Genomic DNA, 25,179 nt, shown 5'->3' on the forward strand with positions numbered 1-25,179 from the left:
AAGAGTGGATGAAATTATAAAATCACCGCATAAACCAGATTTTCTACCAGAGAAGATCCCTCTGTTGGAAACAGTTGCTGCCAATTTACCGGGGATGATTTTCCAAATTCTGCAACGGCAGGATGGTTCTGTATTTATCCCTTATATTAGTTCTGGTTGTAAATATTTGTATGAATTAGAACCAGAAGCTGTACAGGCAGACTTTCGGGTGTTATGTAAACTGATTCATCCACAGGATATAAAAGCTTTTACAGAATCTATTGCTGTTTGTCGCAATACTCTTACACCTTGGCATTGGGAAGGTCGGATTGTTACGCCTAGTGGCAAACTAAAATGGATTCAAGGTACTGCGCAACCCGAATTACAAGAAGATGGCGATTTTGTTTGGCATGGCTTGGTTATGGATATTACAGACCGAAAACAAGCCCAAGAAAAATTGCAAGAGAGTGAAGCACGGTATAAAGCAATTTTGGATGCTATCCCCGATTTGATGTTTCGCATCAGCCGCGATGGCGAGTATCTAGATTTGAAAAGTGAAGGCGCAAATATCACTCTTTCGAGAGAAGAAATCGTTGGAAAAAATTTGCAAGAGTTATTGCCGAGTGATGTTGCAGCCATTAGCCAAGTAGCGATCGCTAAAACTTTAGATTCGGGAATTTTGCAAACTTGTGAATATCAACTACCAACATCTTTGGGAGTCAGAGATTATGAGGCGCGGTTGGTAGTAAGCGGCGCAGATGAGGTATTAGCAATTGTCCGAGATATCACAGATCGCAAACAAGGGGAAGTCGCCTTACAAAATCTTGCCCAAAAATTTGCTAAAGCTTTTAGTTGCAGCCCCGATTCAATCACCATTAGCACGCTGCAAGAAGGACGCTTTATCGAAGTTAACGACAGTTTTGTGAATCTTTCCGGTTATGGGCGAGATGAGGCAATTGGTAAAACTTCTTTTGAGTTAAATCTTTGGGTAAACGATCGCGATCGCCTAAACTTAGTGCAAGAGTTGCAAAGCACGGGAGTTGCTCGTAACTTAGAAATTGATTTTCGGCAAAAATCTGGCGAGATAATTACAACGCTGCTGTCAGCCGAAGTCATTGATTTAAATGGTATTCCTGCCATTTTAGCAGTGCATCACGACATTACAGAACGCAAACAAGTAGAAGCACAATTACGCTTTTGTGCCCAACGCGATCGCTTGTTGGCAGAAACCCTAGTGCGAATTCGATCTTCGCTGAACTTAGAGCAAATTCTCCAAACCACCGTGACGGAAGTTAGGCAATTTCTGCAAACAGATCGAGTTTTCATTGGTTTAAATAATGCCAATTTAGGAGTCAAAACTCTTGCCGAATCAGTAGATCCTAAGTATCCATCAGTCTCAGGTTGGTCTACTAATGATGAAGCTTATCTACAAGAATTAAGAAACTTATTAAAAGATAATCGTGTGCGTGTCGTTGAAGACGTAACGCAAATATCAGTATCTCCCAAAGTAAAAGCACACTGTCAAAAATTCCAAACGAAGGCTAGCTTGGCTGTACCAATTATGCTAAATAACGAATTATTTGGCGCATTAATTGCCAATCAATGCTCAGGGGCGCGTCATTGGCAGCCAATAGAAATCGATTTGTTACAGCAGATGTCAGAACAGCTAGCGATCGCGATTCAACAAAGTCAGATATGCCAAAAGCTAGCAGAACTCAACACTAATTTAGAATACCAAGTTCAAGAACGAACAGCACAGTTGCAGCAGAAAATGCAAGAAGTTGAAAAATTGCATCGCGTCAAAGATGTTGTTTTGCATACAGTTGCCCACGATTTACGGACTTCGGTGATGGGTAACTTGATGGTGTTAAAGAATTTGTTAAATCAGGGAGTGGGGAGCAGGGGAGCAGGGGAGCAGGGGAGCAGGGGAGCAATTACAGCAAGTCTTTCCCCTCTGCCCCCCATCCCCAATGCCCCTCTGCCTCTTTCCCCTCTGCCCCCCATCCCCAATGCCCAATCTTCAATTCCAATATCTCGCTCAATCATCGAGCGGATGATTCAGGGCAACGATCGCCAACTGACGATGATTAACTCATTGCTAGAAATTAATTCCTGTGAAAAACAGGGTCTTGAGATCAAACTCGAACCTGTGCAATTTAGCACCCTACTGGCAGGCACATTCGCCCAGTTGGAACCCATGCTGACACAAAGTCAAGCGACTCTGAAGAACTTGGTTCCCGCAGATTTGCCCTTAGTAATGGCAGACGGTACTCGATTGCAGAAAGTTTTGGGAAATTTAATCGCACATGGCTTGCAAAATAATCCACCAGGATTAAATTTTACCTTGAGTGCCACCGTTGAAGGGGGAATGATTCGCACTCAGATTCAAGATGGCGGTGTGGGAATGAGTAAAGTAGAGTGCGATCGCCTCTTCGATCTCCATGTCCGCGATCCTCAAGACTGTTGCTCTACAAGCATTGGCTTAAAAATGTATCTTTGTCGGAAAGTTATTAAGGCGCATGGCGGCGAAATCGGTGTTATGAGTAACCGCAAGCGTGGGTTAACTTTCTGGTTTACATTACCTTTGGCAACTTCATCCGCAACAAATCGCCCATAAATCACCAAAAAATGAGAGGGTGTTATTTATGGCAATGTTGAGTAAAGGAAACACCCTCAAGGTATGGGCAAAGTTGCTCGGATGCTAATGGCTACTCCATTTACAACAGTGCAAAGCTGGTGGACAAAAACCTTTTCTGCACCAACAACAGATGAAATCAGTACTTTTTACAGAGCTTGGCGTAACCGTTTTTTGTGGCAGAGATTACGTTTATGGTTATGGCTGGCGCTGATTTGTCTGTTGTCTTTTACTTTGCGAGATATTTACGGCCTGTTTTTTCCTTTTGCAGAGTTGCAGCAATTACCAGAAGTACTGAGAACTCAGCGCTTGGTAATTAATGTTGCAATGCTTGCGAGTATAATTATTTGCTTTACCTTACATAAAACTAAATTAGGTCGTCATCGTCCAGATTTATTATTTTTGGGATCTTCTTGGGCAATTAGTTTAGCGTCGCAGTTGTTTGCAACCATCAGAGGTTTCGCACTACCCGATACCATCGGCTGGTCGCTGCTGTTCTTGAGCCAAGCTGTGTTGATGCCCGTCTGCTGGATTCTTCACTTGCTGACTCAAGTGAGTGTGCTGATTTACTATTTTGGTGTGAATACCGCACTTGGACTAAAAACACCAATCCCCGACCATCCAGAAATATATAATGTAACGTTCATTTTATACATTTTTTGGTTTTGTACTATATGTGATATTGGTGTTTATCTGTACGATCGCCTGCAACGTTCTGAATTTTTCGCCCGCCAAGAACTAGAATCTGCCTACCAAAAACTCAAGGTTGCCGAAGCTAAATATCGCAGCATTTTTGAAAACGCTGTTGAAGGGATTTTTCAAAGCAGTCCCGATGGACGTTATATTACGGCAAATCCTGCTTTAGCACGCATTTATGGCTACTCCTTAGCAGAGGAGGTGACAGCAAATTTCACTGATATTCAACAATTGTACGTCGATCCCAACCGCCGCGCAGAATTTGTGCGCCTGATGGAAAAGTATGGCAGCGTTTCCGAGTTCGAGTCCCAAATTTATCGCCAAGACGGCAGTATTGTCTGGATTTCCGAAAAAGCCTACGCAGTCCGTGACGAACATCTTAAACTGCTTTATTACGAAGGTTTGATTGAAGACATTACCCAGCGCAAGCAAACTGAAGAAGAACTACGAGTATTTTTCCATGCAGTTTCCCACGACTTACGCAACCCAGTACTGGGAACTTTAATGGTGCTGAAGAATTTGCTGGCACGTCCAGAGGAAAATATTGCGATTTCCCGCTCAATTTTAGAGAGGATGATTCAAAGTAGCGATCGCCAACTGAACTTAATTAATTCGTTGATGGAAACTCATATCAGCGAGGTGCAAGGTGTAGTTTTACAACGCCAACCCGTACAATTACTGACAGTTGTCGAAGCTGCGATCGCAGATTTAGAGCCATTATTAGCACAAAATCAAGCCAAGCTCACAAATTTAGTATCCGCAGATTTGCCATTAGTGAATGCAGATCCCACGCAACTATGGCGAGTTTTTTCTAACTTAATCGTCAACGCTCTAAAACATAATCCACCGGAATTGCTTTTGACAATCAATGCTACCTGTCAAGATGACATGATTTATTGTACTGTTACTGATAATGGCGTAGGAATTAGTCAACAACAAAGCGATCGGCTTTTTGACCTTTACTTTCGGGGTGCAAGTATCGGCAATTCTGTGAGTTTGGGATTAGGTTTGTATCTGTGTAAGCAAATCATCCATGCTCACGGTGGCGAAATTGGTATTAATAGTGCATTGAATGCAGGGGCAACTTTCTGGTTTACATTGCCTATTAGCTGAATAAATCTTAGTAATAGTGACTAAAGTAACTATTTAAAGGTGACGTTAGATACAGGCGTGTGCCTGCTTATTCCGATTAGATTAAGAATATACAAATCAAGCAATGCAACAGAGATTAAAGGATATATGAACCGCTTTAAATCTATTCTTCTTGGAGGCTTATTAGCAGCTGCTTCAATTGCTGCTCTTTCTCAAAATGCTAATGCTGCTGAATTTAAACCCGATCGCGATCATTTTAATGGTAATAGTGTAGCTTTTAATAACAATAAAGTCCAACACGAACGTCAAGTCCGCGAACAACGCGCTCGTGAATTGCGTGAACGTCAAGCCCGTGAACGACGCGCTCGTGAATTGCGTGAACGTCAAGCTCGTGAACAACGCGCTCGTGAATTGCGTGAACGTCAAGCCCGTGAACGACATACTCATTTTAATCGCTAAATTAAAAGTTTTCCCTCATATTATGTTAAGAGAGTAGCAATACTCTCTTTTTTTGTTTGCATAAATCTGTTCAAATTAATGCCCAAATAATGTTACTCAAGGGGCTGCTAATAAAATTAGGCGTTTTTTGCCCAAATTATAAGTATTGCTTCCTTAAAATTGTTGATGACGGCGGTGAGGAGTGCGAGTCACCAAGAGTTCTCCATTAATAATTTCATAGCGCGTCCACTCATTTTCGAGTAGAACCTCTAAATCGTGAATTGTCCAGCGTACTCCCTCAATGGCTTGGTTCATAATTGTCCCCGTTTGGGTTGCTGCCTTCTTTGCTTAATTTTATCTTTCCTTTGGGCAAGGCAGATATGGTATTTAAATTAGAACCATAATGAAAAGCAAAAGTTCAAGCGAAACTCTGTATGCTGACATTTACCCAACTTAAACCACCTAATCACGATGCCGCAGTTACTTTTACTCTGGCGCTGACAGCAGAAGAACGCACCCGCAGTCGTCATCGCTTTGAAACGGAAGATGGTAAAGTTGTAGTTTTACATTTACCCAGAGGAACTGTTTTACACGATGGCGATATTCTGCAAGAAGAAAACCATAGCAGTTTAATCAGAATTACTGCTAAACCAGAATTAGTTCTGACTGCCTTTGCCCAAACACCACTTTTATTATTACGGGCAGCATACCATCTGGGAAATCGCCATGTACCTGTAGAAATTACTCCGACTTATTTACGCTTGTCTTCCGATTCGGTTTTACGCACTATGTTGGAACAACTGGGGTTAGAAGTTAAAGAAGAAATTTTACCGTTTCAGCCAGAATTAGGAGCTTATGGACAACACCATCATGCTCACTGATGGCCATCTTTTGAGTATTTTGCAGTTGGCTAGCCCCGCTTTACCTGTGGGAGCATATAGTTATTCTGAAGGTTTGGAAATGCTGGTGGAAAATGGTACGATCGCTAACCACACACATCTTAAAGATTGGTTAAAAGCAGAGTTGCTCTACGGGGCAATTCGGTTAGAGGTGGCGGTGATGGTACGATCGCAGCAAGCCGCAAAAATTGCTGATGTTGAGTCCTTATGCCGTTGGAATCTGTGGTTATCCGCCGCTAGAGAAACAGAAGAATTACGCGCCTCTAGTTGGCAGATGGGGCGATCGCTGATCCAATTACTTGGTAAACTAGAACCGCAGATTGTACCTATTGCCAATACTGTCGGTAATCCTTGCAATTATGCGATCGCTTTTGGCATTGCCGTTGCCCATTGGCAAATTAATATCAAAGCCGCATTACTGGGATATCTGCATAGTTGGGCAAGTAATTTAATTACTGCTGGTGTGAAACTGATCCCCCTTGGACAAACAGCAGGACAACGGTTATTGCTAGATTTGCAACCATTACTCAGTGCTGCGGCATTAGAAATTCTCACGTTAGAAGACGATCAACTCGCCTGTTGTAGTTGGGGTTTGTCGCTAGCGAGTATGCAGCATGAAACGCAGTATACAAGGTTGTTTAGGAGTTAGGAGTTAGGAGTTTGGAATAATGAATGCATTTCGAGTGGGAGTTGCTGGCCCGGTGGGTTCGGGGAAGACGGCTTTAGTTGATGCTTTGTGTAAGGGGTTGCGCGAGCAGTATCAGATTGCGGTGGTGACGAATGATATTTATACTCAAGAGGATGCTCAGTTTTTAGTGCGTTCTCAGGCGTTGGCTAGCGATCGCATTTTGGGTGTAGAGACTGGCGGTTGTCCCCATACTGCTATCCGCGAAGATGCGTCGATGAATTTGGCGGCAATTGAACAGTTAGAGGAACGTTTTATCGATTTAGATTTAGTCTTTTTGGAAAGTGGCGGCGATAATTTGGCTGCTACTTTTAGTCCCGAATTAGTGGATTTAACGATTTACGTCATCGATGTTGCAGCAGGTGATAAGATTCCCCGCAAAGGTGGCCCCGGTATTACTAAATCTGATTTGTTGGTGATTAACAAAACTGATTTAGCACCCTATGTTGGTGCAGATTTAAGTGTGATGGAACGAGATGCTAAAAAAATGCGCGGCGAAAAACCTTTTATTTTTACTAATTTAAAAACTCACTCTGGACTTGCAGATGTAATTAACTTTGTTTGCACAAATATCTGTTGAAAAAGAATTCACAAGTCAGAATCAAGACAACTAAACTTGCATATTTAGTGCTGGTGCAAAAACGCCGTTTATTAAGACATTCGCTGACTCGCTATCCACCCCTTTTACAAAATTCGGCGTTGCTGAATTAAGGGATGATTCTTGTAAGGTGCGCATCCTGCCCGCCCGGAAATACAAGGGACGCTCATGTTGCCCATCCCACAAAAATAGTAAAATCATCCCGCAAATATGCAACCCCCAAAATTCATGCTGTTAGCGGATAGCTAAGGTTTAGCCCATTCTGACTCCTATAAAGCCCTCAGATGACGACTTTGCACCCGTTCAGCACTACCAGTAGGAATTGCAGCAATTAATTTTTGCGTGTATTCCTCTTTGGGTTCTTGGTAAATGCTTTCGGCTGTGCCTTCTTCAACAATTTGACCGCGATTCATCACTAAAATGCGATCGCTCATAAATTTCACTACACTTAAATCGTGAGAAATAAAAATATAAGTAAGCTGAAAGTCTGACTGTAACTCTTTGAGAAGATTTAATACCTGCGCCTGTACAGAAACATCCAGTGCTGAAACTGATTCATCGCAGATGATAAACTTAGGATTTAATGCCAAAGAACGGGCTATGCAAATCCGTTGGCGTTGACCGCCAGAAAACTGATGCGGATAGCGATTAACTGCATCTGCACTCAACCCCACCCGTTCTAAGAGTTCGACTACGCGCTGGCGTCGTTGTTGCTTGGTCTTCCCAACGGCGTGAATTACCAAAGGTTCCATCACCGCATCGCCAACCCGCATCCGAGGATCGAGGGAACTAAAAGGATTTTGGAAGACTATTTGCATTTCCCGCCGCAATTTTTGCAACCGTTCACCTTTGAGGCTAGTAATATCTTGTTTCTCAAAGATAATCTGACCACTCATCGGTTCAATTAATCGCAGCAAGGTTCTGCCAAGGGTGGTTTTGCCGCAACCAGATTCTCCCACCAAACCTAGTGTTTCCCCTGGTTTGACATCAAAAGAAACGCCATTAACTGCCATATTGTAGCGTTTTGTCCCACCAAACACCCCGCGCACTGGAAAACCAACTTTCAGGTTGCGGATTTGCAGCAGGGCTTCCTTCTGATTGAAGTTTGACAATCTTGCAGCAATCTCTTCGGTGGTGACATCTATAGGTTGTGCGGGTTCTTTCGCCTGAATTACTACTTGTCCCGTTGCTGTCTCTTCTGCACTCATGTAGTCAGAAACGGTGAGTAATTTTTGGGGACGGCGATTAAGCGTGGGGCGACAAGCGATCAAACCTTTAGTATATGGATGCTGGGGACTGCTGAAAATTTGCCGAGAAGTACCAGATTCGACAACTTTACCTCTATACATCACAGCTACTTCGTCAGCAATTTCTGAAATTAGTCCCAAGTCGTGGGTGATGAAAATCATTGCCATGTCACGGCTTTGCTGTAATTCTCGCAACAAGTCCAAAATTGTGGCTTGCACCGTCACATCCAAGGCTGTGGTTGGTTCATCAGCAATTAAGATTAATGGGTTGCAAGAAATTGCCATTGCAATCATTACCCGTTGCAACTGACCCCCAGAAAGTTCATGAGGGTAGCGTTCCAGCATGGCTTCTTTGTGTTCTTTAACCATCTGTGCCAACTTTGATGGTTCTAGTTTCGATGAAGTTTCGGTATACTGCTGTTGGATCTCCTCATCGCTAGGTAGGAGTTTTACCTCTTGCAGACCTGCGATCGCAATTTGTCTTGCTTGGGCTGATGACACATTTTGATGTCGCACAATCGCTTCTGTTAGCTGAAACCCAATGTCATAAACCGGATTAAGCGAACTCATCGGTTCTTGAAAAATCATGGCGATGTCGCCACCCCGGTGTAACTGCATTTGCTCAGGAGGCAATTTTACCAAATCGATTGCTTTGCCATTCTCCTGCGGACGAAACCAGATTTCACCGCCAGTAACTATACCGGGAGTTTGCAACAAGCCCATCACAGCTAGGGCTGTCACCGATTTACCGCTTCCCGATTCTCCTACTATTCCTAGAGTTTCACCTCGATGTAGGCTAAAGGAAATACCATCTAAAGCTCTGTTAATGTTGCCATCACCGGGAAATTCAACTTGGAGATTGCGAACCTCTAGGACAGTTTCTCTCATAGGAGTTGGGTAAAAATATTAACTTAAAATTATTTGGATTTTAACAATAGTTTTGATGTATGTGTAAGTAAATTCGGTTTTTACACTTTTTGGCAGTTTTTCACATACTTCCACAATATACACGCATTTGCGATGTAGAACTGCTTGCGATCTCTGCAAATTGCGATCGGTTTATGGTATCCTTTCTTTTCAAAGTTACAGTTAGTATTTAAGTTGAGAGATTACACGAGTTTATCTCCACCCCAAGGTAAATTTTGAATTTTGTATCAGAAATTAGATAAAAGAGTCAATAAATGGTTAAGCCCAAACAGATTATTGAAGATATCCGTAAAAACACTTATGGCATTGGTTTACAGACTGACCGAGCCGCTCAAGGAGTTATTGACAGCTTCAGAAGAAGTTTGAACAGCGCACTTGAACGACTTTCAGTAGACCTTTATTCTAAAGAAACTCATTTTGTTTTAGAACTTATTCAAAATGCAGATGATAACCAGTATCAAGGTGGAGTAATTCCTACACTAAACTTGACAATAGAACCGCAAAAAATTATTGTTCAAAACAATGAGCTTGGATTTAGTGAGGATAATGTTAGAGCAATCTGTAATGTAGGACGTAGTACAAAAACTAAGGTAGAAGGATACATTGGTGAAAAAGGAATAGGATTTAAATCGGTATTCCGTATCAGTGATGAACCTCAAATCTTTTCCAATGGATTTCAGTTCCATTTTAAGCGCCAAGATAATGAGAATCAACTAGGATTTGTTACTCCTTACTGGATTGAAGCAATTCCTAAATATGTTGATTCAACTTTAACCAATATTATTTTACCACTTCGAGAATCAGCTAAAGATGAGTTAGGTAAGTTAGGTGAAGTTGAACATACATTAATTCTCTTTCTCCGCCAACTTAAAACTGTCACAATCGAGAATAAAGTTAATAATAAATCTCACCAAATCACACGCTTAGATAAAAATATAAATATAGAGATAGAAGAAACTAGAGAAGGAATAAAGAAAAATTATTCTTATAAATTGCTTAAAAATAATTTAATTCTACCCAAACATATTCAGGAATCAAAAAGAGAAAACGTTAAATCTACTGAGCTAATTTTGGCATTTAGCTTGCAAAAGGATGGTTCAGCAGATACAAGATTAGAACAAAAAGTTTTTGCTTTTCTTCCTACTCGCAGTTACGGATTTAAGTTTCTGATTCAAGCTGATTTTCTAGTTCCAGCTAACCGGGAAGATATTCATAAAGATACACAATGGAATAAATGGATCAGAGATAACATTGCAACTACATTTTTCCTAGCTGTAGAGGAATTTAAACAAGATAGTAATCTGCAAAAAACCTATTATAACTATATTCCAATAAATAGCGAAGTTAAGGAAATTAAGGATGAGTTTTTTATTCCTGTAGTTAGCGAGATTCACAATAAACTAAAAACTAGTGAGTGTATTTTAACTGAATCAGAAAAATGGCAGATTCCCTCTCATGTTGTGCAGGTAGATGAGCAAATTAGGAAGTTAATTTCTAATGCTGACTTACAACAACTACTGAAGAAAGAGTATATCCATCCTGAAATTAAAGCTAAAACCTCTATCCTCGAATCCCTTGGAGTTAAAAAATTTAGCTTTGATGATTTATTACAGTGTTTAGAAAACAATCAATGGTTACAAAAACAGAGTGATGATTGGTTTATAAAGCTCTACACTTACCTAAACAGTCGTAATTTAACTGATTACTCGGAGTTACCCAAAATTAAGAAATTAAAGATTATTCCCTTAGAGAATAACCAATTAGCTTCAACTGCTGAGGTATCAATATTTTTCCCATTGAATAATACGGGAGAAGATAAATTTGAACTTAATTTTATTAAAAGAACACTAATAGAATCAACTTCTATATCTGCTGTAACAGAATTTCTCAAAAAATTGGGTGTTCAGAATGCTTCGTGTTATGAAATTATCGAAAATCATATTTTACCCCTTTATAAAGGAGATAGTTGGAAAAGCAAAGTTAATCAGCTTTTAGGATATATTTGTTACATTAAAGACAACTTGTCAGAATACCAAAAAGAGTTTAACAAAATAAAAAATCCTTATTCTTCTTCGTATTTCAAAGAAGATCCTCTAAAAAGCTTGAAAGAATCGCTTTTGATAAAAACAGATGAAAATGCCTATTATCGCCCAAGAAATGTTTACCTTCCTGCTAGTTATGGGAATCCAAAGGAATTGGAAACATTATTATCAGGAATACAAGATGTCTGGTTTGTATCCCCAGAGTATATTCAAGATTTAATGCAAATTAAAAATCCTAGCGAAAAAGCAGAAAAAATTAGAGAGTGGAGAGAGTTTCTTGTTAAGCTAGGAGTAAATACTTTACCAAAAATAGATATCAAAATAGAAACTGCATACGGCAAGTCTAATAATCGCCATCATTATTCCAAGAAATACCCTATTTATAGTTCGCTGCACATATTAAAAATTTTGGAAGCCAGGGATGAAGAAAAAAATCAGAAATTGGCTAAATTTTTAGATAGCAATTGGGACTATTACAAGCAGTATAAATCTTGCCAAAGTTATGCTTATGCTAATGGTGGTTTTTATTCCTACAGTCCTAATGATGCAGACTGGTTTACTAAAATTAAAACAGTAGCTTGGCTGCCTACTACGAAAGGCAAGTTAGCTAATCCTTCTGAAATTTTTCTGGATAAAACAGAAACAAGCGCAATACTAGGAGATAGCGTTCCATACTTAGCTATTACTCTCAATAATCCAGATTTTATTAAAGACTTGGGAATAAAAGATAAAATAACTGATCCCAAAGATTATGCTGATTGGTTGCTGGCATTATCCCGTAAAAAAGAGCTTGATGAAAAACATGAAGAAATAGTTCTCAAAATTTATCAAGAATTAAATAAACCAGATATAAAATTAAAAGATTGGTGGAAAACTTTTATCATTGAAAAAATATTTTGGACAAATAAAAGAACATTCTCTACAGCTAGTAAAGTTTTGATAAATGATAATGATAAGGTTTATGAGTTATTTAAAGATAATCCTCAAATAGCTTTTCTCAAACTCCCCCCAAACTACTATCCTAAACTTCAACACTTTATTGACGGGACTGATATTCGCTATCTTTCTCAGATTATTAAGACTGAATTAGCAATTGGAGAAGTACCAAAAGTCGAGGAAGAAAGCCTAACCGAGCAAATTAAAGCTTTGATTCCTTACGTCTTACGTTATCTTTACCAAGTAGAACACCAAATTTACCAACAGCTTAAAACCAATCACACTCTAATACAACTCAAAGATTTAGTGTGTTACAGGGTGGAAAATCTGCAAATTAAATATATTCTTGATCGGCAATCAGCTTATACTCAGAGAAGTGCTTTCTTATATAATGGAAATCTCTACATCCAATCCGATAGCTTGTCAGATATGGATTATTTAGCCTTGGAAATTTCTCACTTATTTGGTAATCCAAAGGGATTAGATGATTTCTTGATTTCGCTGTTTGAGAAAAGAACATTAGACAAAATTGACAGCTTAATGAAAGCAAAAAGTATTCAAGAACTACCTAATGAAGAAAACCAGTGGTTTGAAAGCTCAAATATTTATCTAGGAGAGACTAACTTTATAGAAATAGCAGCAGAAAATGATAAAAACATTGAGTTTAAAGCTAACAAACATCAAAAACTAGAATCAGATAACCGTTTAGTTGAATCAGAATTAACAAATATATCCTCAAAAGATGAAGTATTTGATGATGCTCAATGGCTACCTGAGTGTGAACCTAGAGAAATTCTAGAACTTGAGGCTATTCAATTGACAATGGCAAAAATTACATCTCAAGGATATCCTAGCACTGGAAGAGTTACTGAATCTATCATCACTCCATCTTTTGCTGAGTTAATCGAAGAGGAAAGTATTTTAGATCGGACTACTTTTAGTAATAGCCAATCTGAATCAGCGCCACAAAAAATTATTCAATTAATTACAGAACTACGAATAATAGATAGAGATGAGCCAAGTGAAAAGCCTAAACTAAGCGGGATCTGGGGTGAGAAATTTGCTGTTGAATATTTAAGGCGAAAGTTTGCTGCTAAGTATCCCGAAGGAAATTTAGAGGAAAATAAATACGGATTTTCTCTCAAAATTAATAGTCAAGTAGTAGTTGAAGTTCAGTGGCTAAATGAAGTTCAAGAGACAAAAGGATATGATATAAAATTAGTTGAAAATGGGCAGGAAGATTATATAGAGGTTAAGTCTAGTCAACCTGGAGCAAAGAAATTGATAAAGCTATCAGGGAGTCAATGGAAATTGGCTCTTGACCTGGGAGAAAACTTTCATATATATCGGGTTTATGATGCTGGAACTCAACAAGCTACACTTATTGATATTTCAAATCCTAACCAACTTTTCTCTGAAGGTAGTCTCCGTATAGATTCTGTTTATCTTCGGATATAGAGCATATCTACCAGCGAGGATATGTCAAGGATAACTATATAAAAGGTAGATTTAGCGTCAATGCAAACAAAAAAAATAGCACATCCTCAAGGATGGCTATTTGTGAAGATTGTCTAATCGTAATGTTTAGTTAGCAAATTGAATACACGCTCAACTAGCAACTTTTAGAACGGAATATCATCTGGATCTGGTTCTTGCTCTTTCACTGCTGGATAAGTGGTTCGCTCATAATTTGTGGGTTGGGGTACGGGTTCGTAACTTGGCGCTGGGGTAGGTGCTGGACGTGCTGCTGACTCGTAAGTGGGAACATCCTTCTGTGGAGGACGAGATGCTGGAGGTGTTTGTCGTGGAGCAGTTTCAGTGAATGATGGAGTTACAGTTGCAGAGGGTAATGGATCGGTATCAAAACTACCTCCAACAGATTGAATTTGTTGCACTGTCAATTCAGCACGTTTTTCTTTAAAACCTTCTTGACGCTCAACAGTATTCATCGTTAAACGTCCTACCAAGATGACGCGATCGCCTTGGTGGTAGTTTTGCTGAATTTCTGTCGCTAAATTCCCCCAACCGACAACTTTCAGAGTGGCTGGCGGATCTTCTGGTTTCTGAGAATTGGGAAACTGCACCAGCATTTCCGTGACTCCCAGATTATCCGCAGTATAGCGGAGTTGCGGCTCGTTAATAATTTCCGCCATCAAAACGCAGCTGTTCATTAAAATTACTCCTGACTGCAAAAAGTACTGATTGAAAAAGAGAGGGTTTTTCTATGTAGTGCCAATTAATATCTAGATATGTTTAATTGTTCGCATTTTTTAATAATGCCTGAGTTTTTAGTCCTTTCTAGCATAAAAGCCAAGCGATCGCTTTGAACAGCATTGAGTATACCGTTCGCCACCTTCGCTTGACTAAATTGAGCATTCAATTCTGCATGAGTAGTATAATTGTACCATCCATTTCAGAAATAGAAAAAATTATTGGCAAAAATTAAGTCTTGACGTGAACCGGAAAAACACCCAAGGCGATCAACCTGGCGGGAAGGTCGCGCAAGATGGGTAAGCGCAAAAACGCAGGTGGTACAAAGGTACGATTTGAGTTGAGAACTGGGGCAAATACCCGCTTTTGGATAAAAGTTTGAAACGCCTGAATGATGCGTGTAGGTAACTCGCGTTGATGCTGTACTTTTGCTAGGTCGCTAAGTTGTACTTGTTGCTTCTTGAGCGGTTTGCTAAGTGCATTCGCTGCAACGACAGCATCTTGAATGGCGTAGTTAATCCCAACTCCCCCAACGGGGGACATTATATGAGCGGCATCACCGATGAGTAGCAGCCCTGGACGATACCAGCGTTTGACGCGGCTGGACTCCACTGAGAGAAAAGCTACTTGTGACCAATCATGTAAATTTTGAATGCGTTGCTGGAATTCTGGCACTACTTCCACAAAAGATTTTTTTAATTCCTCCAAACCCGCAGCCCGCAGTTGTTGATAGCCTCCTTTAGGGATGACATAAGCAAGTTGCCACTCATCACCACGGTCAAGCATGGCAATGATATTACCTTGACCAAAGCGCCCCATTCCCCCCTCTGGGTCTTCTGACTGACGCGGTAGGCGAAACCAGAGGATATCCATTGGCGGCGAGGTTTCGATTGACTCAAACTCACCCAGGTGGCGTAAACGTGAGTGGCGACCATCTGCACCCACTGTCAGTATTGCCCGAATTTCATGCCAACCACCACCACCCCGATAGCGGACACCTTGAATCACGCCATTTTCGGAAATTAATTCCTGCACATTCGCACCCATCACCAGATGGAAACTAGGATATTTTTGTGCTTCTTGGGTGATGAACTCCAGAAATTTTACCTGGGGAAGCATTGTAATGTATGGGTAGTGGGTTTTCAGATGACTAAAATCTGCAAATGTGACAGTGTCTTGAGGAGTTTGAATACTAATTTGGCGCATTTTGGTATGAGGGAGTTGTAGCAAGCGATCGCTAAGTCCCAATTCCTCCATAATTTCCATCACCGATGGATGAATCGTATCGCCGCGAAAGTCGCGATCGAAGTCTTTATGTGCTTCCAGCAGCATCACAGAAATGCCTTGACGCGCTAACAACATCCCCAATACTGCTCCTGCTGGCCCCCCACCCACAATGCAACAATCTGTGGTTTGTACGTCTACAATGTCATGAATAGGGTTAACGCTTGGATCTTGGTAAAGATTTTTAGGTACATCGGTAGTCATAACAACACCTCTTAATAGCCCTAAGATTCAGGGTAGTTTGCTTTTGATGGTGCAAGCTGTTTTTTTAACTTTTCGTATTTACATGGAACGTGTATTATGGGCGCTAAACTGTCATTAGTCATTAGTAAGCTAATGCCCCATGCCCAATGACAATCAATAATTAACAGTTGTGTCCCAAGTTGTTTTAGAAAACGTTTATAAAAGTTTTTCCCCGCGTAAAGGGGAAGGTGTGACCTCACAAACCCAATCTCCCCTCACGTCTGGGGAGAAAACTGATGCAGCGCAAGAGCGTGCGGGAAGTGTCAATGTTTTGCGACGGATTAACCTGACGATCGCAGATGGCGAATTTATGGTGTTGGTGGGCCCTTCTGGTTGTGGTAAAAGCACCCTGCTGCGGCTAATCGCTGGGTTAGAAGTGATGACTGGCGGTAATATCTGGATAGGCGATCGCTTAATCAATGATTTACCACCCAAGGAACGCGACATCGCAATGGTGTTTCAAAACTACGCCCTCTATCCGCACATGACGGTGTATGACAACATCGCCTTTGGGCTACGCCGCAGGGGAAGCAGGGGAGCAGAGGAGCAGAAGAGCAGAGGAGAAAATACTCCCTATCTTCGGACGTGGGCAGAAAATGTTTTTGTAGGGGCGACCAGAAAGTTACCTAAAGGATTACGCTACACTTCTGACAAAGAACGGGCAGTAGATGTACAGGTGCGTAGTGTTGCTCAATTGTTGCAAATTGAAACATTGCTGAATCGCTTACCTAAACAGCTATCTGGAGGACAAAGACAACGAGTTGCATTGGGAAGAGCGATCGCGCGTGACCCCCAAGTATTCTTAATGGATGAACCGCTTTCTAACTTAGATGCCAAACTGCGGGCGGAAACCCGCGCCCAGATTGTGAAATTGCAGCGCCAATTGGGGACAACGACAATTTATGTTACCCACGATCAAACCGAAGCGATGACAATGGGCGATCGCATTGCGATTATGTCTGAGGGTAAAATTCAACAAGTTGCTTCTCCCCTAGAACTTTACAACCGTCCTGCTAATCTTTTTGTCGCAGAGTTCATTGGTTCACCACCGATGAATTTTATTCCTGTAGAATTTCATGCTCCTCTATTGATTACTCATTCCCAGTTGCGTTTCACCCTACCAGAAGTTTGGGGAAAAGCCCTACAAAAATATGATGGGAAAACTCTAATTTTAGGCATTCGTCCAGAACACTTAAACTTAAGTATGCCTGCAACCAAAAATCTACCTGTACAAGTAGATTTGGTAGAGAATCTCGGTAACGATTCCTTTCTCGCTGTTAAGATTGCCGAACCAGGATCTCAACCTTCTACTACAGCTAACTCACTACAAGTGCGAATACCACCAGACCGATTTGTACAACCTGGTGAGCAACTTTGGTTATCCCTAACTCCAGAGAAAATTCACTTTTTTGACCCGGAAACTGAGTTAGCGATATTTCCCTAGAATCAATCTAAAATCTAAAATCTAAAATCCAAAATTGTGTCACCTATTTCCCATAATGTGTGTCTGCGACTTTCCCACGAAACACAATGTAATTGTAGATGTTGTAGAACAACATAATGGGAATAAGAAATCCAATGAAAATAATCATGAACACTAACGCGCTAGGTGCTGCGGCTGCCTGATAAATTGTGATGCCTGGGGGAATAATATAGGGAAAAACAACTAATCCTAACCCTACAAAGGTAAGCAGAAAAAGCAGCACTGTCCAAACGAGGGGAGTAGTTTCTGCTTTACGGTTTAGGCTTTGAATCAATAACCAAATCAGCAGCACACCTAACACGGGAATGAGTGAAAATAGATATACTTCTGGCTGGTGAAATAACTTTACTCTGGCATTTTCATACACAACAGGAGTGGCGATCGTGATTAAAATTGCACCTAAGAGCGTTGTCCAAGCAGCGATTTTTGCTGTGCGGTAATGGGATGTTTGCAGTTCTCCCTCAGTTTTTAAGATAAGATAGGTGGAGCCAATCAATACATAACCCTGGATTAATGTCAAGGCGACCAGGAGCGATCGCCAATCAAACCAATCCCACATACTGCCGATAAAGTGACCCGCTTCATCCACCTTAATGCCTTCTAAAATGGTGCCCAAGGCGAATCCTTGAAACAGCGCCGCCATGAAACTACCGACTCCAAACGCCACATTCCAAAACACTTTGTTTGTAGAATGCTCTCGAAACTCAAAGGCCACAGCCCGAAAAATCAAGCCAAAGATCATCCCAAAAATGGGAATGTAGAGAGCATTCAGAATAGTGCCGTAAGCGAGAGGAAATGCCCCAAACAACGCACCCCCCATCAACACCAACCAGGTTTCATTAGCATCCCAAATATTACCCAAACTCGTCATTAAGATGTCGCGTCGGTCGTCATTGGAACTGGTTAGCGATAGGATACCTACGCCTAGATCAAACCCGTCTAACATTACGTAGAGAAATAAAAACAGAGCCAAAATGACAAACCAAACCTGCGCTAAAAAGTGTTCTAGATTCTCCATACAGTTACCTATTGATTTACCATACTCAGCACGGGCTAAACCTTAGCTATCCGCTAACAGCAATCTTCATTGCGAATTGCGTTAGCGGAGCGGGGCGTTAGCCCATTGCGAATTGCGAATTGGTTTCATTGCTCTGCTTCGACAGGACGTTGATCTGGAACAAATTCAGCCGGAGTAGTATCTGCGGCAGGTTCGGTGTCAGTGCCTAGAACCGGAAGCTCTAGATTGGGGCCTTGACGAATGATCCGACTACCAAAGAATAAAGCACAAATAAACAGGGCTGTATAAATTCCAGCAAAAATTAGCAGGGATGTTAAGACTTCACTAGCAGGTAGGTGAGAAACTCCGTCTGCGGTGCGAATTTGCCCGTAAAGCACCCAAGGTTGCCGCCCAACACAACGCACAATCCAGCCTGATTCGACGGCGATGTAGCCCAATGGAGCCGCCAAAATCCAGATTCGCAGTAGCCATTTCTGCCCGGCGATCGCTTCTGGTGAGAGTTTCCCCCGCAACCACTGAATCACACTGAGTCCCATCAATCCAGCCAAGAAGAAGCCAATGCCGCTCATAATACGGAAGGAATAATAAATCAAACCCACCATCCGGGGGCGATCTTCAGGCTTCCAATGTTTCAGTCCGAGAACGGGTTTAGAGAGGTTCTGTTTGAATTCCAAAATGTAGCCTAAGCCGTTGGGAATTGAGATTTCCCAATCATTTTGCTCAGTCTGGTTATTGGGTAATGCCACTACACTCCAGGGAGCAGGTTGACCGGCGGGACTAGTTTCCCACTTGGCCTCCATTGCCGCGAGTTTGGTAGGTTGATAATCTGCTACCTGTTCGGCGCTGAGGTGTCCGACGTAGATTTGTAATGGGGTGACAGCGATCGCAATTGCCAAGACAATTTTAAGCGATCGCGCGAAGAAAGCTTCATGACGCTTGTTGAGAATATACCAGGCGCTAATTCCTCCAATCACAAACAGCGAAGTTTCCAGCGTCGCCAAAAACATATGCGAGACGCTGTTGAGCATGAAGGGATTTAAAATTGCCTGAAAGTAATCATCGACAACAAACTTCCCGTTCACCATTTCTCCACCTGCCGGGGTTTGCAACCAAGAGTTTGCCGCTAAAATCCAGAAGGTAGATAGGTTTGCGCCAAAGGCAACCATAATGGTGGCAAAATAGTGAATCACTGGGTTGACTCGTTCCCAGCCAAACAGCATAATCCCCAAAAATCCGGCTTCCAGCATGAATGCCATCGAAGCCTCAAAACCTAGAATGCTGCCAAAAAAGTCGCCTACCGCTTCAGAAAACGGTGCCCAGTTAGTGCCAAATTGAAACTCCATCGGCAAACCGGATGCTACACCAATACCGAAGTTCAACACATATAACTTTGCCCAGAAACGAGCATGGTGATAGTAATCGGGATTGCGTGTTTTGAGCCACATTCCTTCGACGATGACTAAATAAATCCCCATCCCAGTGGTGAGAACAGGCCATAGCATGTGAAAGATCGCCGTCAGTGCAAACTGCATCCGCGATAGGGCAACGGTATCCGACAGAAAATCCATGAACTAACCTCTGAATTCCTTTAAATCTTTACTTGCACAGCATCTTTGGGTTATAGCCGAATGCATTAAAGATACCACTGGGAACACAAGAGGAGTACGAAAATTTTATCCGTTGTAACTGAGTCTGCCTACACGAGCATTTTGTAGTACTCGATCGCGGTGCGACAAAGTTTGGAGTACCTCAACACGACTTTGAAGTACCTCAACACGACTTTGAAGTACCTCAAAACGACTTTGGAGTACCTCAAAACGACTTTGAAGTACCTCAAAACGACTTTGGAGTACCTCAAAACGACTTTGGAGTACCTCAAAACGACTTTGGAGTACCTCAACACGACTTTGAAGTACCTCAACACGACTTTGAAGTACCTCAACACGACTTTGAAGTACCTCAACACGACTTTTAGGTATAATTTAAACCATTAGCCATATAAAGTATGACTATAAATTCGCCTGTTCCCCAAGATTATCAATATCAATTTGGTGGTAGTCTTCCTGCTAATGCACCTACCTACGTCACACGCCAACCTGATGCAGATTTGTATCAAGCTGTGAAAGCTGGAGAGTTTTGTTTTGTTTTGAACTCTCGACAAATGGGTAAATCTAGTGAGTGGTAAAATGATTAGCGATCGCAGCACCAACACCAAAGGCGATCGCACTCCTGTATCTTACTAATTTGTAGAAGTGCTAAAAGATAGTGCAGATGCTTCCAGTAAATGCGGATGGTGGTGTTGCCAAAAACTCAAAATCTGTTCGCCAACCTGTTGAGGATAGAAGTAGTGAAAAAAATGATATCCTTCTGGGCATTCCCAGAGCTTATCTTCTGGCTTAAACCAATTCAACCAGTCATGCAATACAGTTGAGTTGACTACCGGATCGCTCTTGCTACCACATACCATCATTGGCATAGAAACTCCACCCTTGGGTAAATAAACCAACTTAAATAAAGAGTGTGACGTGGGAGATTGTTCTAAATCTTTATCTAAGGCAGCTACTAACTTTTTAGTAGTATGAGGTGGTTGATTTCCAAAAAGACTGCGAACGCTGCTTGCTAAAACTAACTCACGGCTGATGCTAAAAAGTTGTCGTTGAAAGTAATAATGAGCTTGCCAATTATTTGCAGGTTGAGCTGCAACAGCCAGCAGAGTGAGCGATCGCACTTTTTGGGGAAATCGCCGCGCAAAGGTTAAAGCGATCGCACCACCCATCCCATGCCCTGCTAAATGCACGGGGCGATCGCGCCATTCTAAAAACTCATATAGCAAATCCACAGCTTGATCTATGGAACTGGCTTCATCTTTGGTTTGCTGGTATTCCCACTGGGCGACATTTATATACCTAGATAAATATTCAAGTAATGGTTTATCAAAACGCTGCAAAACAGGACTGGCGCTTAACCATAAAATATCAAATGAATCAGACATAAATACCTATAACTTCTAAATTATCAACTTCAATAAAGGCGCACAGCTAGCTGTACGCCCCAAATCTCTACAAACCAAATTCTGTCTTCAACTGAGCAACCCAAGTTTTAATTCGCTCATCTGTTAAATCAGATTGACTACCTTCATCAAGTGCCAATCCGACAAACTTGCCATTTCTCAAAGCTCTAGATTGATCGAATTCATACCCCTCAGTTGGCCAGTAACCAACAGTTTTACCACCCCGTTGGGAAATTTTTTCTTCCAGAATTCCTATTGCATCCTGGAAATTATCGCTATAGCCATATTGGTCTCCATCACCAAAATAGGCAACCAGCTTACCACTAAAATCTATTTCATCTAGATCGGAGAAAAAGCCTTCCCAATCGCTCTGAAGTTGACCAATATCCCAAGTAGGAGAGCCAATAATCAGCAAGTTATACTCATCAAAAGTGGTACTATCCGCCTCATAAATGGGATGTAATGTCACAATATCACCACCAAACTCATCCCGGATTTTTTCAGCATCAGATTCAGTGTTGCCAGTTTGAGTACCGTAAAACAAACCAATTTTTTTTGACATATTGACACCTGATAAATAAATAGTTGTGTGCTTTACTGAAAAGTCGCCCTCAGAGGTTGGTTAATCCAGCATTCCCTGGCATCGACTCCAGTGTTTGAACAGCCACGCAAGTCAAAAGCGTTATCTTTTCAGAAAGTTTGCAAATAGCTGAAATACATGGCTTACTTAATGAGTATTAGTCTCAATAACTCTGAAGATATACTACCAGAATTATTGAGAGTCTTTTTCATTTAATTCAGTAAAGTTTTGTTAAGTATTTCAGGAAAAAACCGAAAACTATATGAGGCAGCAAGAATTCTTGTACCTTAATTGGTCAGAAACCTCGCACTTACTCGAATCCGCAAACTTTTGCGTAAAGCTGAATTTGAAGAAGTTAGTTTTAAACTCACTCCTACAGGAGATATGGCAGTAGGACTTCATCGTTATCTCGGTGAAGGTTCAGCTTTACCAGAGAATCAACAGTTATTCATGTTTTCCGGCACCCAAAATAGAGCAACACAGCCAGTTTTTCAAACCTCTGGAGAATGAATCAGACTCTTTTCTAGAAGAATTTACTGATAGCAGTTTTCAGCTATTTAATCAATAAAATTGATAAATAGTGCGATCGATGACGCTTGTAGAGACGCGATTTATCGCGTCTTACGATATCCTCACAAAATATCCCTGATAATTACTGGTTTCAAAAATCACTTCGGTAAAGGAAGCTAGAGGGAGTAAGTTTTTTGTGCATTTATGAAATTAATTCAAATACTAAAACTAGCCGTCGTTCCTATTTTGACTGTATTGAGCTTTGTCTCCACATCAAATACAGCACTAGCTGACTATTTAACTAGTGAGGGATCGGGAGGTAATTACCGTTATGAATTATGGTCTACAGATGATAATAATAATTACTATTTGAAAATTTGGCTATATGAACCAAGTCCAGAAAGTGACCCATACACCACAACTACAACATTTTCTTCTAGTAGAGAAGCTTTAATTTATTTTGATTGTAATTACGCTAAGAAAAATTTAGCAGAATGTTCTCAATGATAATTTGGAACCTATCTCAATATAATTCCTAATTGTTAATTCGTAGTTCGTAATTAAAGAAATTAATTAACCTGAGTTCGGGATAAGGACACGTAGTAAGCTGAAAATAATAATAAATTCAGTAACCTGTCCTATGTTTAGTTTAGATGCTTTGTTTAGTAACGTTAATTTTTGCGTTAACGTTCTTTGTAGATTAATCGCTTATTGTCATCAACCTAAGAAACCTAGCCTTCAACTGGAGTGGCTTTTACCTACTTATCTTTAACCCGAACTCAAATTAAGTAATTGAGTATTTTTTTATTTAGAAGTCCCTTACAGCAGTTTTGTTTTATATGAAGTACAAAGCTACAGGTTTTGAGGCAGGAGCAAGGAGAAACTTTTTATCTTTGATGGGCAAATCCTGCATTTTGTACCTCATTTACTTGAAACCAGCTGTGATACCATTCACGAAATGCTTGATACAAATGATTTATCTCTAACTCTTTACCCTTGCCCGCGTTCGGCTACGCTCACGACAAGCCTGCTCCCCTGCGGCTTATATCAACTTTAAAGTGAAAAAGAATATAGAGACGAGCAATGCTAAGTCTTTATTAGGGTTCTGTATAACGCATATTTAATTTCTGGAAATGTCTTTTTAGCTTGATGAAGTCCGCTTATGCGAACTTCACTTTTATAGCCTAGTCATTCCCAGAAATTACGCAACTGGCACAAAGTTAAATATGTGCTTAAATCAGGTTGCAGTCAGCGACTGAAAAATATTTTACGTAATACGCATTATGGTTATCTCGTATTATGCAGAAGTTCTAAGTGTAATATACTTTTATAGAAAAAATTTGGGTATTATTACTGAATATTTATCAGTATTTTCACTGTATTATCTTCAGTTGAGGAGCCAAATTGATAAATTATTAAGAAAATATAAAGGTATGGATTAATACGTAGAATGTAGCTTAAAACATCCATTAACTCAATCAAAATTTAAGAGATACAAAGATATGCCAAATAAAGTCGCTAAGGAATTGGCTGATTTTCTGCTGCAAATAGAACAGCGATCGCAGCTTCATGCAGGCTATCCATATAATTTAAGTTGTGATTACAGTGCGATCGCTAAATTTTTCAATCTTCTGTTAAATAATGCTGGAGATCCATATATTGAACCAGATTTTGGTCTCCATTCTCGTAAGTTTGAGCAAGAAGTATTATCTTTTTTTGCCCAACTCTATAAAATTCCAGAAAATGAGTTTTGGGGTTATGTTACTGCTGGCGGAACTGAAGGTAATTTATATGGAATATTCTTAGCAAGAGAAATCTATCCCGATGGGATTCTTTACTCATCACAAGACTCTCATTACTCCATACCAAAAGCAGCAAAATTATTCCGCATTCAACATAATGTTGTTAACTCACAAATAAATGGAGAGATGAATTATGAACATTTTGAACAACTCATTAGCGAAAATCGCAATTATCCTGCGATCGTCAATTTGAATATTGGGACTACTGTCAAAGGCGCAATTGATAACTTAGACAAAGTTCTCGAAATCTTAGAACGCAATCAGATTAAAGATTACTACATTCATTGTGATGCCGCCCTTTCAGGATTAATATTACCCTTTCTAGATGGCGCTCCACAAGTTAACTTTCAAAAACCCATAGATAGTATAGCTATTTCTGCTAAATTCATTGGTTCACCCTTGCCTTGCGGTGTAGTTTTAACCAAGAAAAAATGGGTAGAAAAAGTTGAAACAGAAATTGAATATATTGGATCGTCAGATACAACAATTCTCGGATCTAGAAACGGTCATACCCCTCTGATTCTCTGGTATGCAATGAAAACAAGAGGTTATGATGGATTAGCCAAAGAAGCAAAGACTTGTATAGCTAATGCCCAATATCTTTTCCAACAACTTAAAATCAGAGAATATCCATGTATGCTCAATAAATTTTCTAATACCGTAGTGTTTCAAAAACCTTCTCAAAGGTTAATTAAAAAGTGGCAGTTAGCGATTTATGAAAATTGGGTACACATTGTAGTCATGCAAAATATCGATCGGCACAAAATTGATACTTTTGTTAACGAACTTTTGTTAGAAGAAGGGTTGCTCGATAACGTAGACAATTTCCAACTACAATCAGCGCTACATTAAGAATAGATTGTC

At 40.6% G+C, this 25,179-nt stretch carries 20 protein-coding genes; 12 read left to right on the plus strand and 8 right to left on the minus strand.

From position 1 onward, the window contains the following. Positions 1–4: 4 nt before the first annotated feature. From V7K44_RS07085 to V7K44_RS07095, 3 genes are all read left to right on the plus strand, one after another. Positions 5–2,596: a sensor histidine kinase gene (locus V7K44_RS07085; protein ID WP_334929962.1), complete on the plus strand. Its 2,592-nt coding sequence runs from the start codon at positions 5–7 to the stop codon at positions 2,594–2,596. Between the two features lie 63 nt (positions 2,597–2,659). Then, a complete protein-coding gene (locus V7K44_RS07090) occupies positions 2,660–4,423 on the plus strand; it encodes a PAS domain-containing sensor histidine kinase (RefSeq protein WP_334929964.1) in 1,764 nt (587 codons plus the stop codon). 126 nt (positions 4,424–4,549) lie between these two features. Next, the gene (locus V7K44_RS07095) at positions 4,550–4,861 is read left to right on the plus strand and encodes a hypothetical protein (RefSeq protein ID WP_334929966.1); all 312 of its coding nucleotides are present in this window, start codon (positions 4,550–4,552) and stop codon (positions 4,859–4,861) included. A 153-nt stretch (positions 4,862–5,014) separates the two neighbouring features. Here V7K44_RS07095 and V7K44_RS07100 read toward each other — a convergent pair whose 3' ends face one another. Further along, a complete protein-coding gene (locus tag V7K44_RS07100; RefSeq protein WP_334929968.1) occupies positions 5,015–5,155 on the minus strand; it encodes a hypothetical protein in 141 nt (46 codons plus the stop codon). 119 nt (positions 5,156–5,274) lie between these two features. Here V7K44_RS07100 and ureE point away from each other — a divergent pair, with 119 nt between their 5' ends. Genes ureE through ureG form a run of 3 tightly spaced genes read left to right on the plus strand, consistent with a single transcriptional unit; the run spans position 5,275 to position 7,004 of the window. Further along, positions 5,275–5,721 carry an urease accessory protein UreE gene (gene ureE / locus V7K44_RS07105; RefSeq protein WP_334929970.1) on the plus strand — a complete coding sequence of 149 codons (447 nt, stop codon included), beginning with the start codon at positions 5,275–5,277 and terminating at the stop codon, positions 5,719–5,721. After that, a complete protein-coding gene (locus V7K44_RS07110) occupies positions 5,696–6,388 on the plus strand; it encodes an urease accessory protein UreF (protein ID WP_334929972.1) in 693 nt (230 codons plus the stop codon). The genes ureE and V7K44_RS07110 overlap by 26 nt, the downstream gene beginning before the upstream one ends. Positions 6,389–6,407: 19 nt before the next feature. Next, positions 6,408–7,004 carry an urease accessory protein UreG gene (gene ureG, locus V7K44_RS07115; protein WP_334929974.1) on the plus strand — a complete coding sequence of 199 codons (597 nt, stop codon included), beginning with the start codon at positions 6,408–6,410 and terminating at the stop codon, positions 7,002–7,004. A gap of 287 nt (positions 7,005–7,291) precedes the next feature. On the opposite strand, the gene V7K44_RS07120 is transcribed toward ureG, so the two are convergent. After that, on the minus strand, positions 7,292–9,157 hold the full coding sequence (locus tag V7K44_RS07120) for an ABC transporter ATP-binding protein (protein WP_334929976.1): 1,866 nt from the start codon (positions 9,155–9,157) through the stop codon (positions 7,292–7,294). A gap of 293 nt (positions 9,158–9,450) precedes the next feature. On the opposite strand from V7K44_RS07120, the gene V7K44_RS07125 reads away from it, so the two are divergent. Then, positions 9,451–13,632 carry a DUF3883 domain-containing protein gene (locus V7K44_RS07125; protein WP_334929978.1) on the plus strand — a complete coding sequence of 1,394 codons (4,182 nt, stop codon included), beginning with the start codon at positions 9,451–9,453 and terminating at the stop codon, positions 13,630–13,632. A 164-nt stretch (positions 13,633–13,796) separates the two neighbouring features. Here V7K44_RS07125 and V7K44_RS07130 read toward each other — a convergent pair whose 3' ends face one another. Together V7K44_RS07130 and V7K44_RS07135 are read right to left on the minus strand one after the other, a co-directional pair. After that, positions 13,797–14,345, minus strand: a complete 549-nt coding sequence (locus V7K44_RS07130) for a single-stranded DNA-binding protein (RefSeq protein WP_292843506.1) — start codon at positions 14,343–14,345, stop codon at positions 13,797–13,799. A gap of 271 nt (positions 14,346–14,616) precedes the next feature. Next, complete coding sequence (locus tag V7K44_RS07135) at positions 14,617–15,873, minus strand: FAD-dependent oxidoreductase (protein WP_334929979.1); 1,257 nt, start codon at positions 15,871–15,873, stop codon at positions 14,617–14,619. A 169-nt stretch (positions 15,874–16,042) separates the two neighbouring features. Here V7K44_RS07135 and V7K44_RS07140 point away from each other — a divergent pair, with 169 nt between their 5' ends. Beyond that, positions 16,043–17,356, plus strand: coding sequence for an ABC transporter ATP-binding protein (locus tag V7K44_RS07140; protein ID WP_334929981.1), 1,314 nt, complete (start codon positions 16,043–16,045; stop codon positions 17,354–17,356). A 43-nt stretch (positions 17,357–17,399) separates the two neighbouring features. On the opposite strand, the gene cydB is transcribed toward V7K44_RS07140, so the two are convergent. Continuing rightward, positions 17,400–18,413, minus strand: a complete 1,014-nt coding sequence (cydB, locus tag V7K44_RS07145; protein ID WP_334929983.1) for a cytochrome d ubiquinol oxidase subunit II — start codon at positions 18,411–18,413, stop codon at positions 17,400–17,402. Positions 18,414–18,538: 125 nt separating this feature from the next. Further along, positions 18,539–19,981: a cytochrome ubiquinol oxidase subunit I gene (locus V7K44_RS07150; protein ID WP_334929985.1), complete on the minus strand. Its 1,443-nt coding sequence runs from the start codon at positions 19,979–19,981 to the stop codon at positions 18,539–18,541. Positions 19,982–20,418: 437 nt separating this feature from the next. On the opposite strand from V7K44_RS07150, the gene V7K44_RS07155 reads away from it, so the two are divergent. Next, positions 20,419–20,598, plus strand: coding sequence for a hypothetical protein (locus V7K44_RS07155; RefSeq protein ID WP_334929987.1), 180 nt, complete (start codon positions 20,419–20,421; stop codon positions 20,596–20,598). 54 nt (positions 20,599–20,652) lie between these two features. On the opposite strand, the gene V7K44_RS07160 is transcribed toward V7K44_RS07155, so the two are convergent. Both V7K44_RS07160 and fldA read right to left on the minus strand, forming a co-directional pair. Further along, positions 20,653–21,405 (minus strand): alpha/beta fold hydrolase, encoded by a 753-nt coding sequence (locus V7K44_RS07160; protein WP_334929989.1) that lies wholly within the window; start codon positions 21,403–21,405, stop codon positions 20,653–20,655. A 67-nt stretch (positions 21,406–21,472) separates the two neighbouring features. Continuing rightward, entirely contained in the window at positions 21,473–21,985 is a 513-nt protein-coding gene (gene fldA / locus V7K44_RS07165) for a flavodoxin FldA (RefSeq protein ID WP_334929991.1), read from the minus strand. A gap of 348 nt (positions 21,986–22,333) precedes the next feature. Here fldA and V7K44_RS07170 point away from each other — a divergent pair, with 348 nt between their 5' ends. The 3 genes from V7K44_RS07170 (at position 22,334) to V7K44_RS07180 (ending at position 25,167) form a co-directional block, all read left to right on the plus strand. After that, complete coding sequence (locus V7K44_RS07170; RefSeq protein WP_334929993.1) at positions 22,334–22,513, plus strand: hypothetical protein; 180 nt, start codon at positions 22,334–22,336, stop codon at positions 22,511–22,513. A gap of 204 nt (positions 22,514–22,717) precedes the next feature. Beyond that, the gene (locus V7K44_RS07175; protein ID WP_334929997.1) at positions 22,718–23,020 is read left to right on the plus strand and encodes a hypothetical protein; all 303 of its coding nucleotides are present in this window, start codon (positions 22,718–22,720) and stop codon (positions 23,018–23,020) included. A 995-nt stretch (positions 23,021–24,015) separates the two neighbouring features. After that, positions 24,016–25,167 (plus strand): histidine decarboxylase, encoded by a 1,152-nt coding sequence (locus V7K44_RS07180; protein ID WP_334929999.1) that lies wholly within the window; start codon positions 24,016–24,018, stop codon positions 25,165–25,167. Positions 25,168–25,179: the final 12 nt, after the last annotated feature.

The organism is Nostoc sp. (assembly GCF_036917235.1).
Taxonomy (GTDB): Bacteria; Cyanobacteriota; Cyanobacteriia; order Cyanobacteriales; family Nostocaceae; genus Nostoc.